Source organism: Pseudomonas sp. 3JA, from assembly GCF_036961705.1.
GTDB lineage: Bacteria > Pseudomonadota > Gammaproteobacteria > Pseudomonadales > Pseudomonadaceae > Aquipseudomonas > Aquipseudomonas fluorescens_Q.
Map to the genome: position 1 here is coordinate 23,722 of NZ_JBAMDJ010000036.1, position 14,195 is coordinate 37,916.

The window sequence follows — 14,195 nt, forward strand, 5'->3', positions numbered from 1 at the left end:
TCTCTTAGTGACTGTTCGCAGCGTTTTGCACCGCATCGTCCGTGGCGTTCAACTCACGCACGGCAATGTAGCGTTCGCTGCGACGGGTGCGATCCAGCACCTGTCCTACCAATTGGCCACAGGCGGCGTCGATGTCTTCGCCGCGAGTGGTGCGCACGGTGACGTTGAAGCCAGCGTGGTGAAGCTGATCCTGGAAGCGACGAATCGCGTTGTTGCTCGGACGCTCGTAACCGGAATGCGGGAACGGATTGAACGGGATCAGGTTGATCTTGCACGGGATGTTCTTGAGCAGCTCGATCATCTCGACCGCGTGTTCGACCTTGTCGTTCACATCCTTGAGCAGCGTGTACTCGATGGTCAGCACGCGTTTTTCGCCCAGGGACGACATGTAGCGCTGGCACGACTCGAGCAGCATCTTAAGCGGATATTTCTTGTTGATCGGCACCAATTGGTTACGCAATGCGTCATTGGGTGCGTGCAGCGACAACGCCAGGGAGACGTCGATGTGCTTGGCCAGCTCATCGATCATCGGCACCACGCCGGAGGTGGACAGGGTTACGCGGCGCTTGGAGATGCCGTAGCCCAGGTCGTCCATCATCAGGTGCATGGCGGAAACGACGTTGTCGAAATTCAGCAGCGGCTCACCCATGCCCATCATCACCACGTTGGTGATGGCACGGTCGACGGTCGCCGGGACACTGCCAAAGGATTTGTTGGCAATCCACACCTGGCCGATCACTTCGGCGGCGGTGAGGTTGCTATTGAAGCCTTGCTTGCCGGTGGAGCAGAAACTGCAATCCAGGGCACAGCCTGCCTGGGACGAAACGCACAAGGTGCCGCGTTTGCCCTGGGGAATGTAGACGGTCTCGACGCAGCTGCCGGACGCCACGCGCACCACCCACTTACGAGTGCCGTCGCTGGAAATGTCCTGGCTGACCACTTCGGGGCCGCGAATCTCGGCCACAGCCTTGAGCTTTTCGCGCAGGGCCTTGCCGACATTCGTCATGGCGTCGAAGTCGTCGACGCCAAAGTGGTGAATCCATTTCATCACCTGACCGGCACGGAAACGCTTCTCCCCGATCGAGTCGAAGAATTTCTCCATTTCCGGCTGGGTCAGCCCCAGCAGATTGGTTTTAACAGTCGATGTAGTCATGGATTCACCTTCACTCTTAAGCCAATGCTTAGCGAGCGGTTACTTCAGTAGCAGCGAAAAAGTAAGCGATTTCGCGAGCAGCAGCGGCTTCGGAGTCCGAACCGTGAACGGCGTTGGCGTCGATGGACTCGGCGAAGTCAGCACGGATGGTGCCGGCAGCCGCTTCTTTAGGGTTGGTAGCGCCCATCAGCTCACGGTTGCGAGCGATAGCGTTTTCGCCTTCCAGCACCTGAACGACAACCGGACCGGAAGTCATGAAGGCCACCAGCTCACCGAAGAAACCGCGCTCGCTGTGCTCAGCGTAGAAGCCTTCGGCTTCGGCCTTGGACAGTTGCTTCATTTTCGAAGCTACAACGCGCAGGCCAGCGTCTTCGAAGCGGGTAACGATCTTGCCGATCACGTTTTTAGCAACGGCGTCAGGCTTGATGATGGAGAAAGTACGTTGAACAGCCATGGTGTAACTCCAGAAACGGTAATTTGCGAAAAATTAAACCCGCGAATTATACGCGGGTTCAGGGGTATTGCCTAACCTGCCAGGTCGATCAGTCGATTTCTTCGATCCAGAGCGCCTGGACCGCTTCCAAGACCTTCTCGCCACAACGGCCAGAGGTACTGTCGAAACCGGGAAGCTCCATGATCCAGTGCTGCAGATCGACGAAATTGACCTTCAGCGGATCCACGTCCGGCTTGGCTTCGGCCAGTTCTTCTGCGATGCGTTGTACATCATTCCAACCATAGCTCATGACAGTGTCACCATCAGTGCGGCGCTTCGGCCGCATGGTTTAGCGAATATTTCGGGATTTCGACCACCAGGTCTTCGGTGCCGACCTTGGCCTGACAGGTCAGGCGCGACGTCGGTTCCAGGCCCCAGGCCCTATCAAGGTAGTCCTCTTCCAGCTCATCGGCCTCATTCAGCGAGTCGAAACCCTCACGAATGATGCAATGGCAGGTGGTGCAGGCACAGACACCGCCGCAGGCGCTCTCGATCTCGATGTGGTTGTCATGGGCCACTTCGAGAATGGACTTGCCGGTTTCGGCCTCTACCACCATACCGTCCGGGCAATGCTCGGCGTGTGGCAGAAAAATGATCTGCGGCATCAGTTATTCCTCGATTTCATTCAGGTTGCGCCCCGCCAGGGCGGCTTTCACCGTCGAGTCCAGGCGGCGGGCAGCAAAGGCATCGGTGACGTGCGACAGACGCTTGGTCTGCTGCTCGATGGCATAACCATCGGTGCCTTTGATCAATTCGGACAATTCCTGCATTTGCAGCTCGATGACCATGCGTTCTTCAGCGTCGAGCAAACGGTCGCCGTCTGCCTCCAGGGCACCTTGCACGGCTTCGATCAGGCGCTGGGCGTCGACCTGCTGCTCGCGCAGCACCCGCGCCACCTTGTCGTCGCTGGCATGCTGGAAGGAATCCTTGAGCATCTTGGCGATTTCACCGTCGGTCAGGCCGTAGGACGGCTTGACCTGGATGCTCGCCTCGACGCCCGAACCCAGTTCGCGGGCGGAGACGTTGAGCAAGCCGTCGGCATCGACCTGGAAGGTCACGCGGATCTTCGCCGCACCGGCCACCATCGGCGGGATGCCGCGCAGTTCGAAGCGCGCCAGGGAACGGCAGTCGCTGATCAGTTCACGCTCGCCTTGCAGCACGTGGACCATCATGGCCGACTGGCCGTCTTTATAGGTGGTGAAGTCCTGGGCGCGGGCAACCGGGATGGTGGTGTTGCGTGGAATCACCTTCTCCATCAGGCCACCCATGGTTTCCAGGCCCAGGGACAACGGAATCACGTCGAGCAGCAGCAGTTCGCCGCCATCGCGCTTGTTGCCGGCCAGGGTATCGGCCTGGATCGCGGCGCCGATGGCGACCACCTGGTCCGGGTCGATTTCAGTCAGCGGCTGGCGGCCAAAGGCATCGGCAACGGCTTCGCGAACCCGAGGCACGCGGGTCGAACCACCGACCATGACCACGGCCTTGACGTCTTCGAGCTCCACGCCGGAATCGCGCACGGCACGGCGGCAGGCCTTGAGGCTGCGGGCGACCATGGGCTCGATCAGGGCATCGAAGGCTTCGCGGGTCAGCGTGGCTTTCCAGTCGCCATAAGCGACTTCAACGGTGGCGGCGTCGGTCAAGGCTTCCTTGGCGGCGCAGGCGGTTTGCAGCAGGTGGCGTTGCGCACCTGGGTCGAGGTCGGCGGACAAGCCCGCTTGCTCAATGATCCAGCCAGCGATGGCGTGGTCGAAGTCATCGCCGCCCAGGGCGCTGTCGCCACCGGTGGCCAGGACTTCGAAAACACCGCCGGTCAGGCGCAAGATCGAAATATCGAAAGTACCGCCACCCAAGTCGTAGATGGCAACCAGGCCTTCGGCATGCTGGTCCAGGCCATACGCGACCGCAGCGGCCGTCGGCTCGTTGAGCAAACGCAGCACATTCAGGCCGGCGAGCTTGGCGGCATCCTTGGTGGCTTGGCGCTGGGCGTCGTCGAAATAGGCCGGCACGGTGATGACCGCACCTACCAGCTCACCACCCAATGCCGCTTCGGCGCGCTGGCGCAACACCTTGAGGATGTCAGCGGAAACCTCTACCGGGCTTTTCGGACCCTGCACGGTTTCGATGAACGGCATGTGGGATTCGCCGCCAACGAAGCGGTACGGCAGTTGGTCGCCCAATTGCTTGACGTCGGACAGACCACGCCCCATCAAGCGCTTGACCGAGACGATGGTGTTCAACGGATCGGTGGCGGCGGCAAGCTTCGCCGACTCGCCCACTTCAACGTGATCGGCGTGATAGCGCACGGCGGACGGCAGGATCACCCGTCCCTGCTCGTCGGCCAGCGGTTCGGAAAGACCGCTGCGCAAGGCAGCTACCAGGGAGTTGGTGGTACCCAAGTCGATCCCGACAGCCAGGCGACGCTGGTGCGGTTGTGGACTTTGGCCGGGTTCGGCGATCTGCAGTAGGGCCATCGTAATCAGGACTTATCTGTAATCAGGCGTGCGACCGGAGCGGCACTGGGTTAATCGTCGAGGCGCTCTTCTAGCTGGCGCACTTCGTAGGTGAGCTTGTCGAGGAACTGCATGCGCCGCATCAGGCGTTCGGCCTGTTCGCGTTGCGCGGCATCGTTCCAGCAGGCTGCGAAGCTTTCGTTCAGTGTTTGCTGGGCGTCTTTCAAGCGTCGCTTGAATACCGCGACACCGGCCAGATCGGCGCTGTCCTGCAGGTCTTCGAGCTCTTCGCGCCATTGCATCTGCTGCAAAAGAAACTCGGGATCGTGGACCGTGACCTCCAGCGGCAACTCATGGCCACTGATGGCAAGCAGGTAACGTGCGCGCTTGGCAGGGTTCTTGAGCGTCTGGTAAGCCTCGTTGAGGTTCGCCGACTGCTCGAGCGCCCGCCGCTGCTCAGCCTCGGAGCCGTCGGCAAAACGGTCCGGATGAACACCACGGGCCAATTCCAGATATCGCGCCGACAACTGATCGAGATCCAGCTGGAAAGCAGGCTGCAACTGGAACAACGCAAAATGACAAGGAGTACCCACAAGCTGCCTCAGATGTTGAAGCTTTCGCCGCAGCCACACTCACCGCGCACGTTGGGGTTGTTGAACTTGAAGCCTTCGTTCAACCCTTCCTTGACGAAATCCAGCTCGGTGCCGTCCAGGTACGTCAGGCTTTTCGGGTCGATGATCACTTTCTGACCATGACTTTCGAACACCTGATCGTCTTCGCCCACTTCGTCGACGAATTCCAGTACATAGGCGAGGCCAGAACAGCCCGTGGTGCGAACACCCAGGCGGATACCCTCGCCCTTGCCACGCCCCGCGAGGGAACGCTGCACATGCTTAGCTGCCGCTTCTGTCATCTGGATAGCCATGAAAACTCCTTACCAATGCGCGGATCAGATCAAGCCTTTCTTCTGCTTGTAGTCGCGAACGGCGGCCTTGATGGCGTCTTCGGCGAGTACCGAGCAGTGGATCTTCACTGGCGGCAGGGCCAGTTCTTCGGCCAGCTGGGTGTTCTTGATGGTTTCGGCTTCATCAAGGGTCTTGCCCTTCATCCACTCGGTGGCCAGGGAGCTGGACGCGATGGCGGAACCGCAACCGTAGGTCTTGAACTTGGCATCTTCGATGATGCCTTGCTCGTTGACCTTGATCTGCAGACGCATCACGTCGCCGCACGCCGGCGCGCCGACCATGCCGGTGCCGACATCAGGATCCTGCGCGTCCATCTTGCCGACGTTGCGCGGGTTCTCGTAGTGGTCGATGACCTTTTCGCTATATGCCATTTGCTTCAATCCTCATCAGTGAGTCGCTCTGGTGGCGACTTCTTCAGTGCGCCGCCCACTCGATTTTCGAAATGTCGACGCCGTCTTTGTACATGTCCCACAGCGGCGACAGAGCGCGCAGCTTGGTAACGGCCTCGCAGACTTTCTGCGCGGCGTAATCGATTTCTTCTTCGGTGGTGAAACGGCCGAAGGTAAAGCGAATGGAGCTGTGGGCCAGTTCGTCGTTGCGGCCCAGGGCGCGCAGTACGTACGAAGGCTCAAGCGACGCCGAGGTGCACGCCGAACCGGACGACACGGCCAGATCCTTGAGCGCCATGATCAGCGACTCGCCTTCAACGTAGTTGAAGCTCAGGTTCAGGTTGTGCGGTACGCGGGCGATCATGCTGCCGTTGACGTAGAGTTCTTCGAGGTGCTCGACCTGCTTGAAGAAGCGGTCGCTCAGGGCCTTGATGCGTACGTTCTCGGCGGCCATGTCTTCCTTGGCCACGCGGAAGGCTTCGCCCATGCCGACGATCTGGTGGGTCGCCAGGGTACCGGAACGCATGCCACGCTCGTGACCGCCGCCGTGCATGGTCGCTTCGAGGCGAACACGCGGCTTGCGGCTGACGTACAGCGCGCCGATGCCTTTAGGGCCATAGGTCTTGTGGGCCGAAAACGACATCAGGTCGACTTTCAGCTTGGACAGGTCGATGTCGACCTTGCCGGTGGACTGGGCCGCATCGACGTGGAACAGGATGCCCTTGGAACGGGTCAATTCGCCGATGGCGGCGATGTCGTTGACGGTGCCGATTTCGTTGTTCACGTGCATGATCGAAACCAGGATGGTGTCGTCGCGCAGGGCGGCTTCAACCATGGCAGGAGTGATGATGCCGTCTTCACCCGGTTCGATGTAGGTAACTTCGAAGCCTTCACGCTCCAGTTGGCGCATGGTGTCCAGGACAGCCTTGTGCTCGATCTTGGAGGTGATCAGGTGCTTGCCCTTGGTGTGATAGAAATGCGCGACACCCTTGATTGCCAGGTTGTCGGACTCGGTGGCACCAGAGGTCCAGACGATTTCACGCGGGTCGGCATTGACCAGGTCAGCGACCTGGCGACGGGCGTTTTCGACCGACTCTTCGGCCTTCCAGCCGAACACGTGGGAACGGGACGCCGGGTTACCGAAGTTTCCGTCGACCAGCAGGCATTCACTCATTTTTTGCGCAACACGCGGATCAACCGGGGTGGTCGCAGAGTAATCAAGGTAAATCGGCAATTTCATGGACTCTCTCCTAAATCAGGCTGGCTGGCGTTCCGCGTGCTCTGCGGCAGTCATTCGACGGCGGACGCTTCAATCTTGTCCAGGTGCGGCGCCTTGCTATTGCAACGACGCTGGTCCTGACGCTGGGCTACTTCTTGCACCTCACGACGAGTTACAAGGTCAGCCAAGCTGATACCGCTTAGAAATTCGTGAATCTGCAGGCTGAGGTCGCACCACAAGTGGTGGGTCAGGCAAGTATCGCCGCCATGGCAGTCGCCAAGGCCCTGGCATTTGGTCGCATCGACCGATTCGTTCACCGCATCGATCACCTGGGCGACCTGGATGCCTTGCATGTCGCGCGACAACTGGTAGCCACCGCCCGGGCCGCGAACGCTGGAAACCAGGTTGCTACGGCGCAGCTTGGCGAACAGCTGTTCAAGGTAGGACAGGGAAATGCCCTGGCGCTCGGAGATATCGGCCAGGGACACCGGCCCGTGCTGCGCATGCAATGCCAGATCCAGCATTGCGGTCACGGCGTATCGGCCTTTTGTAGTCAGTCGCATGGACAATTACCACGGAGTTCGGAATGGGGGCGAGTATGCAATTCCCGAGTATTTAAGTCAAGTATAAGACCTAGTGCTTTACTCAGGTTTACCCGCGAAAGAGCGCGCGCATGATAGCAAAGGCTGGTCGGCGGCGACCAGCGATACCGCGTTATCGTTTATCGCGAGCAAGCTCGCTCCCACAGGGATCTGTGGTGTACACGAATTGTGCACCCACCAAAACCCCCTGTGTGCGAGCTTGCTCGCGATGAGGCCTGCCGGGTTTAGCTGGCCTGGCTCTGATCCTTGTCCTTCACACACGCGAAATCTTCCTCGCGCAGCTCAGGCAGGTCCTTGGCACAGTAATTACTGCCCAGATCCTTCAGGGCCCCGCACATCCCCTCCAGGCGCCCATCGACGGCCTGCAGGTGATCGAGCAACTGGTTGATGGCGCGGGCGACCGGGTCGGGCATGTCTTCGCCGACACCGTAGGCGTCGAAGCCGATCTTCTCGGCCATGGCCTTGCGGCGCGCGTCCTGCTCGTCATCGGACTTGACGATGATCCGCCCCGGAATACCCACCACGGTCGCGCCAGGCGGCACGGCCTTGGTTACGACCGCATTGGAGCCGACTTTCGCCCCCGCCCCCACCGTGAACGGCCCGAGCACCTTGGCGCCGGCACCGACTACCACGCCGTCTTCCAGGGTCGGGTGGCGCTTGCCTTTGTTCCAGCTGGTGCCACCGAGGGTCACGCCCTGGTACAGGGTCACGTCGTCGCCGATCTCGGCGGTCTCGCCGATGACGATGCCCATGCCGTGGTCGATGAAGAACCGACGGCCGACCTTGGCGCCCGGGTGGATCTCGATCCCGGTCAGCCAGCGGCCGAAGTTCGAGACCAGCCGCGCCAGCCATTTCCAGCCCATGTTCCACAAGGCGCCGGAGAGGCGATGGATCCAGATCGCGTGCATCCCCGGGTAGCAGGTCAGCACTTCAAAGGCATTGCGCGCCGCCGGGTCACGATGGAAAACACTTTGGATATCTTCACGCAAACGTTCGAACATTTTATTTCTTCCGCTTAATCAGCTCGCCACGGGCCGCCTTCTGGGTTTCCGTGAGGATGCCGCGCAATATATTCATCTCCGCCCGGCTGACCGAGCTTCGTCCGTACAACCGACGCAGGCGCGCCATCAAGTGTCGCGGCTTTTCCGGGTCGAGGAACTCGATGTCCACCAGGGTCTGCTCCAGGTGTTCATAGAACCGTTCCAGTTCGTCCATGGTCGCCAGTGTCTCACTGCGCGGCGACGTGACCTCGGTTTTTTCGACTTTGCTGGGCTTGCCTTCAGCCGCCAGCCAAGCCATGCGCACTTCATAACTCAACACCTGCACCGCCGCCCCCAGGTTCAAGGAACTGAACTCGGGATCGGAAGGGATATGCACGTGAAAGTGACATCGCTGCAGCTCGTCATTGGTCAGGCCGGAATCTTCACGACCGAACACCAGGGCGATCTCAAAGCCTTGGGCGGCCTCCTCGACCACTTTGGTGCCGCATTCCCGGGGGTCGAGCAGCGGCCAGGGGATACGGCGGTCGCGGGCGCTAGTGCCGAGCACCAGGTTGCAACCCACCAGGGCATCCTCAAGAGTGGCGACGACTTGAGCGTTGGCCAGGATGTCACCGGCACCGGAAGCCCGGGCGTCAGCCTCGTGATGAGGAAACAAGCGCGGCTCGACCAGCACCAGGCGCGACAGGCCCATGTTCTTCATGGCCCGCGCAGCTCCGCCGATGTTACCCGGATGGCTGGTATTGACCAGGACGACACGAATGTTCTGCAACAAGGGGGGCGCTCTCGAACACGATAAAGGGAGCAAATCTTACAGAAGCACCTACCGTTAAGCTATGAAAGCGAACACCAACCTTCTCCTCGGAAAACTTTCTGATAGAATGCGCGGCTTTCTTTAACAACCTTAGGTGACACATCCATGCAGCCCATGCTGAATATCGCGCTGCGCGCCGCCCGCAGCGCCAGTGAACTGATCTTCCGCTCCATCGAGCGCCTGGATACCATCAAGGTCGATGAAAAAGACGCCAAGGACTACGTGTCCGAGGTCGATCGCGCCGCCGAGCAAAAGATCGTCGACGCCCTGCGCAAGGCTTACCCGAACCACTCCATCCTCGGTGAAGAGACCGGCATGCACGCCGGTACTGGCATCGAAGGCGAAGAGTACCTGTGGATCATCGATCCACTGGACGGCACCACCAACTTCCTGCGCGGCATTCCTCACTTCGCTGTCAGCATCGCCTGCAAGTACCGTGGCCGCCTGGAACACGCCGTTGTGCTGGACCCGGTTCGCCAGGAGGAATTCACCGCCAGCCGTGGCCGTGGCGCCCAACTGAACGGTCGTCGCCTGCGCGTCAGCGGCCGCACCAGCCTGGACGGCGCCCTGCTGGGTACCGGCTTCCCGTTCCGTGATGACCAGATGGACAACCTGGACAACTACCTGGGCATGTTCCGCGCCCTGGTCGGCCAGACCGCCGGCATCCGCCGCGCCGGCGCTGCGAGCCTGGACCTGGCTTATGTAGCCGCTGGCCGTTTCGATGCGTTCTGGGAATCGGGCCTGTCCGAATGGGACATGGCTGCTGGCGCCCTGCTGATCCAGGAAGCCGGTGGCTTGGTGAGCGACTTCACCGGCGGCCACGACTTCCTTGAAAAAGGCCACATCGTTGCTGGCAACACCAAATGCTTCAAGGCTGTGCTGACTGCTATCCAGCCGCATCTGCCGGCTTCGTTGAAGCGTTAAGCCGCTCGGCTACAGAAAAGGCACCTTTCGGGGTGCTTTTTTTATGCCTGTACCCTCCCAGGCATGAACACATCCGTGGCGAGGGAGCTTGCTCCCGCTTGAGTGCGAAGCGCTCACAAGAAAGGTCTGCTGCGCAGCCCAGCGGGAGCAAGCTCCCTCGCCACAATGGATGCCCCCCCCCTGAACATGGATGCAGGCTGGCCCACCGCCTTCGCGAGCAAGCTCACTCCCACAAGGGGTTGGCGGTGGGTGATGGATCATGGGCACAAAAAAAGCACCCCGAAGGGTGCTTCTTTTATGGCGGTTGGATCACTGGGCCGGTTCGTTCTGCCCCAGGATCAGTTGGCCTTCCTTGTTCACCGGGATCTGGTTGCCCGGGTCGCGATCCATGCGGACCTTGCCTTCTTTGCCGTCGAGCATGTAGCGAACGTCGTAGCCTACAACCTTGTCGCTGATATCATTGACCGTGTTGCAGCGAGTCTGGGTGGTGGTGTAGGTGTCGCGTTCCTGCATGCCTTCCTGAATCTTGTTACCGGCATAACCACCACCGGCCGCACCCGCCACGGTGGCGATTTTCTTGCCGGTGCCGCCGCCGATCTGGTTACCCAGCAAGCCACCGGCTACGGCACCCAACACGGTGCCGGCGATCTGGTGCTGGTCCTGGACTGGCTTCTGCCGAGTCACGGTGACGTCCTTGCACACCTCACGCGGGGTCTTGATTTGGGTCTTGACCGGCTCCACGGCCAATACTTGCGCATACTCAGGGCCACTTTTTACCAAGCTGTAGGTGGCGACCGCACCACCGGCTGTTACACCGACAGCACCCAATACCGCACCAACCAGCATCGATTTGTTCACTTGAACCTCCTGACCATCACAAGCGGATTAATCCGCGCTTCTCCCAGCCTTGGAGCACAAAAAAAGGCGCGAGTTCAACTCGCGCCTTTTCAGCCGTGACGGGTGGAAACCGGAGCCTTACGGGCGGTCGTCCACTTCCGTTTCGGTGGCCGCTGGAGGAATCAGGTCCTCGGTGCTCAGGTTCAGCCAGATCAGCACCACGTTGGCGATGTAGATCGACGAGTAGGTACCCGCCAATACACCGACAAACAGCGCGATGGAGAAACCGAACAGGTTGTCGCCACCAAAGATCAGCAGCGCCGCGATCGCCAGCAAGGTGGAGATCGACGTCGCCATGGTCCGCAGCAGCGTCTGGGTGGTCGAGATGTTGATGTTCTCGATCAACGACGCCTTGCGCAGCACACGGAAGTTTTCACGCACCCGGTCGAATACGACGATGGTGTCGTTGAGCGAGTAACCGATGATCGCCAGCACTGCCGCCAGCACCGTCAGGTCGAAGGTGATCTGGAAGAACGACAGGATGCCCACGGTCACGATCACGTCGTGGATCAGCGAGACAATGGCGCCCACGGCGAACTTCCACTGAAAGCGGAAGGCCAGGTAGATCAGGATGCCGCCCAGGGCCATCAGCATGCCGAGGCCGCCCTGGTCGCGCAGTTCTTCACCCACCTGCGGGCCGACGAACTCGACGCGCTTGACCTGGGCCGGGTTATCGCCGCCCGCCTTCTGCAAGGCCTCGGCCACCTGGTGGCCCAGCTGCGGGTCTTCACCCGGCATGCGCACCAGCAGGTCCGTCGTCGCACCGAAGCTCTGCACGACAGCATCGCTGTAGCCCGACGTCGCCAGCTGCTCACGCACCTTGGTGACATCGGCCGGACGCTCGTAGGTCAGCTCGATGAGCGTACCGCCGGTGAAGTCCAGGCCGTAGTTCAGCCCCTTGGTGGCCCAACTGAACAACGCCAGTACGGTAAGGAACAATGTGACGCCGAACGCAACGTTGCGAACGCCCATGAAGTTGATTGTACGTAACATGGCAGCCCCTTAAATCCACAACTTCTTGAAGTCACGACCGCCAAAGATCAGGTTGACCATTGCGCGGGTCACCATGATGGCCGTGAACATCGAGGTAAAGATCCCGAGGGACATGGTCACTGCGAAGCCCTTGACCGGGCCGGTGCCCATGGCGAAGAGAATCCCGCCCACCAGCAACGTGGTCAGGTTGGCGTCGAGGATCGCGGTGAATGCCCGGCCGAAGCCTTCGTTGATTGCCCGCTGGATCGACATGCCCGCGGCGATCTCTTCACGTATCCGCGAGAAGATCAGCACGTTGGCGTCCACCGCCATACCCATGGTCAAGACGATACCGGCGATACCCGGCAGGGTCAGCGTAGCCCCCAGCAGCGACATCAGGGCCAGCAGCATCACCATGTTCACCGCCAGCGCGACGGTGGCGATGATGCCGAAGAAGCGGTAGATGGCGATGATGAACAGCGACACGAACAGCATGCCCCACAGGGATGCATCGATACCCTTGGTGATGTTGTCGGCACCCAGGCTCGGGCCGATGGTGCGCTCTTCAGCGAAGTACATCGGCGCAGCCAGGCCACCGGCACGCAGCAGCAGGGCCAGTTCCGAGGATTCACCCTGGCCGTTGAGGCCGGTGATGCGGAACTGGCTGCCCAGTGGCGACTGGATGGTCGCCAGGCTGATGATCTTTTTCTCTTCCTTGAAGGTCTGGACCGGTACGTCTTTCTCGACGCCATTGACCACTTGCTTGGTGTAAGTGGTGGTCGGCTTCTGCTCGATGAAGATCACCGCCATGCTGCGACCGACGTTGCTGCGCGTGGCGCGGCTCATCAGTTCGCCGCCGTGGCCGTCGAGGCGAATGTTCACCTGCGGACGACCCTGCTCGTCGAAGCCCGCCTGGGCGTCGGTCACCTGGTCACCGGTGATGATCAGGCCACGCTCGATCTGCGCCGCCGGACGACCGCCCTCACGGAACTCGAAACTCTCGGAAGTGGCCTTGGAAGCACCCGGCTCAGCGGCCAGGCGGAATTCCAGGTTGGCGGTCTTGCCGAGGATACGCTTGGCTTCGGCAGTATCCTGCACGCCCGGCAGCTCAACCACGATGCGGTTGGCGCCCTGGCGCTGCACGATCGGCTCGGCCACACCCAACTCGTTGACGCGGTTACGCACCGTGGTCAAGTTCTGCTTGATGGAGTATTCGCGGATTTCCGCCAGCTTGGCCGGGGTCATCGCCAGACGCAGCACCGCCTGACCATTGAGGTCGGCCGGCACAATGTCGAAATCGTTGAAGTTCTTGCGGATCAGCGCACGGGCCTGCTCGCGGGTATCTTCATCGCTGAAGCCCAGCTGAATGGCACCGTCGAGTTGCGGCAGGCTGCGATAACGCACGCGCTCTTTACGCAGCAAGCTCTTGACGTCGCCTTCGTAGACTTTCATCCGCGCGTCGAGGGCTTTTTCCATGTCCACTTCCAGCAGGAAGTGCACACCACCGGACAAGTCCAGGCCCAGCTTCATCGGGTGCGCGCCGAGCTTGCGCAGCCATTGCGGGGTGGTCTGGGCCAGGTTCAGGGCCACGACGTAATCGTCACCCAACGCCTTGCGCACCACGTCCTTGGCTGGCAGTTGGTCTTCTGCCTTGACTAGGCGCAACAGGCCGCCCTTGCCGTTTTCGGCGATGGACGCAGCCTTGACCTCGATATTGGCCGCCTTGAGCGCAGCGCTCGCACGGTCCAGATCGGCCTGGGTGACCTGCAGCGCAGTGCTTGCGCCACTGACCTGAATGGCCGGGTCATCCGGGTAGAGATTGGGAGCGGAATAAATCAGACCGACCGCCAGCACCGCCAGGATCAGTAAATATTTCCACAGAGGGTATTTGTTCAGCATCACGCCGCCCGCTTATGACGCGGGGCGCCTTGCGCGCCCCGTCGATTGAATAGAAGTTGTTACTTAGATCGCTTTCAGCGTGCCTTTTGGCAGCGTGGCCGCGATGGCGCCCTTCTGGAACTTCATTTCAACAGTGTCGGACACTTCCAGTACCACGAAGTCATCAGCCACTTTGGTGATCTTGCCCGCGATGCCGCCGGTGGTGACCACTTCATCGCCCTTCTGCAAGCTGCTGAGCAGGTTCTTCTGCTCTTTGGCGCGCTTGGCCTGTGGACGCCAGATCATCAGGTAGAAGATGACCAGGAAGCCGACCAGGAAAATCCACTCGAAACCGCCACCCATAGGGCCGGCAGCAGCAGGTGCAGCGGCATCAGCCATGGCGTTAGAGATAAAAAAGCTCATTTAGCACTCCAGTTGCAA

At 60.6% G+C, this 14,195-nt stretch carries 17 protein-coding genes; 1 reads left to right on the forward strand and 16 read right to left on the reverse strand.

All coding sequences use genetic code 11. From position 1 onward, the window contains the following. Positions 1-4: 4 nt before the first annotated feature. From rlmN to trmJ, 12 genes are all read right to left on the reverse strand, one after another. On the reverse strand, positions 5-1,153 hold the full coding sequence (gene rlmN, locus V7773_RS23650) for a 23S rRNA (adenine(2503)-C(2))-methyltransferase RlmN (RefSeq protein ID WP_063322852.1): 1,149 nt from the start codon (positions 1,151-1,153) through the stop codon (positions 5-7). 28 nt (positions 1,154-1,181) lie between these two features. Next, the gene (gene ndk / locus V7773_RS23655; protein WP_003185145.1) at positions 1,182-1,607 is read right to left on the reverse strand and encodes a nucleoside-diphosphate kinase; all 426 of its coding nucleotides are present in this window, start codon (positions 1,605-1,607) and stop codon (positions 1,182-1,184) included. An 88-nt stretch (positions 1,608-1,695) separates the two neighbouring features. Continuing rightward, complete coding sequence (gene iscX / locus V7773_RS23660; protein ID WP_003198004.1) at positions 1,696-1,896, reverse strand: Fe-S cluster assembly protein IscX; 201 nt, start codon at positions 1,894-1,896, stop codon at positions 1,696-1,698. Between the two features lie 13 nt (positions 1,897-1,909). Then, positions 1,910-2,251 (reverse strand): ISC system 2Fe-2S type ferredoxin, encoded by a 342-nt coding sequence (fdx, locus tag V7773_RS23665; protein ID WP_003198002.1) that lies wholly within the window; start codon positions 2,249-2,251, stop codon positions 1,910-1,912. Between the two features lie 3 nt (positions 2,252-2,254). Then, positions 2,255-4,117 carry a Fe-S protein assembly chaperone HscA gene (gene hscA, locus V7773_RS23670; RefSeq protein WP_336075487.1) on the reverse strand — a complete coding sequence of 621 codons (1,863 nt, stop codon included), beginning with the start codon at positions 4,115-4,117 and terminating at the stop codon, positions 2,255-2,257. Positions 4,118-4,167: 50 nt separating this feature from the next. After that, positions 4,168-4,689 (reverse strand): co-chaperone HscB, encoded by a 522-nt coding sequence (gene hscB / locus V7773_RS23675; protein WP_092223328.1) that lies wholly within the window; start codon positions 4,687-4,689, stop codon positions 4,168-4,170. Between the two features lie 8 nt (positions 4,690-4,697). Further along, the gene (gene iscA, locus V7773_RS23680; RefSeq protein ID WP_030139597.1) at positions 4,698-5,021 is read right to left on the reverse strand and encodes an iron-sulfur cluster assembly protein IscA; all 324 of its coding nucleotides are present in this window, start codon (positions 5,019-5,021) and stop codon (positions 4,698-4,700) included. A gap of 24 nt (positions 5,022-5,045) precedes the next feature. After that, the gene (gene iscU, locus V7773_RS23685; RefSeq protein ID WP_003185157.1) at positions 5,046-5,432 is read right to left on the reverse strand and encodes a Fe-S cluster assembly scaffold IscU; all 387 of its coding nucleotides are present in this window, start codon (positions 5,430-5,432) and stop codon (positions 5,046-5,048) included. Between the two features lie 43 nt (positions 5,433-5,475). Next, positions 5,476-6,690, reverse strand: a complete 1,215-nt coding sequence (locus V7773_RS23690) for an IscS subfamily cysteine desulfurase (protein WP_063322856.1) — start codon at positions 6,688-6,690, stop codon at positions 5,476-5,478. 50 nt (positions 6,691-6,740) lie between these two features. After that, positions 6,741-7,232 (reverse strand): Fe-S cluster assembly transcriptional regulator IscR, encoded by a 492-nt coding sequence (iscR, locus tag V7773_RS23695; RefSeq protein WP_003185160.1) that lies wholly within the window; start codon positions 7,230-7,232, stop codon positions 6,741-6,743. Positions 7,233-7,495: 263 nt separating this feature from the next. Further along, complete coding sequence (cysE, locus tag V7773_RS23700) at positions 7,496-8,272, reverse strand: serine O-acetyltransferase (protein ID WP_072346750.1); 777 nt, start codon at positions 8,270-8,272, stop codon at positions 7,496-7,498. A 1-nt stretch (position 8,273) separates the two neighbouring features. Further along, positions 8,274-9,044: a tRNA (cytosine(32)/uridine(32)-2'-O)-methyltransferase TrmJ gene (gene trmJ / locus V7773_RS23705; RefSeq protein ID WP_038856918.1), complete on the reverse strand. Its 771-nt coding sequence runs from the start codon at positions 9,042-9,044 to the stop codon at positions 8,274-8,276. Between the two features lie 144 nt (positions 9,045-9,188). Here trmJ and suhB point away from each other — a divergent pair, with 144 nt between their 5' ends. Beyond that, entirely contained in the window at positions 9,189-10,007 is an 819-nt protein-coding gene (gene suhB / locus V7773_RS23710; protein WP_003185165.1) for a type III secretion system regulator SuhB, read from the forward strand. A 309-nt stretch (positions 10,008-10,316) separates the two neighbouring features. Here the strand turns inward: suhB and V7773_RS23715 are convergent, their stop codons facing one another. The 4 genes from V7773_RS23715 to yajC all read right to left on the reverse strand — a co-directional run bounded on the left by V7773_RS23715 (position 10,317) and on the right by yajC (position 14,177). Then, positions 10,317-10,865, reverse strand: coding sequence for a glycine zipper 2TM domain-containing protein (locus V7773_RS23715; RefSeq protein WP_003197986.1), 549 nt, complete (start codon positions 10,863-10,865; stop codon positions 10,317-10,319). A 117-nt stretch (positions 10,866-10,982) separates the two neighbouring features. Beyond that, the gene (gene secF / locus V7773_RS23720; RefSeq protein WP_092442203.1) at positions 10,983-11,897 is read right to left on the reverse strand and encodes a protein translocase subunit SecF; all 915 of its coding nucleotides are present in this window, start codon (positions 11,895-11,897) and stop codon (positions 10,983-10,985) included. A gap of 9 nt (positions 11,898-11,906) precedes the next feature. Continuing rightward, on the reverse strand, positions 11,907-13,775 hold the full coding sequence (gene secD, locus V7773_RS23725) for a protein translocase subunit SecD (RefSeq protein ID WP_092143840.1): 1,869 nt from the start codon (positions 13,773-13,775) through the stop codon (positions 11,907-11,909). Positions 13,776-13,838: 63 nt separating this feature from the next. Then, positions 13,839-14,177, reverse strand: coding sequence for a preprotein translocase subunit YajC (gene yajC, locus V7773_RS23730; protein ID WP_007916913.1), 339 nt, complete (start codon positions 14,175-14,177; stop codon positions 13,839-13,841). Between the last annotated feature and the right edge of the window lie 18 nt (positions 14,178-14,195).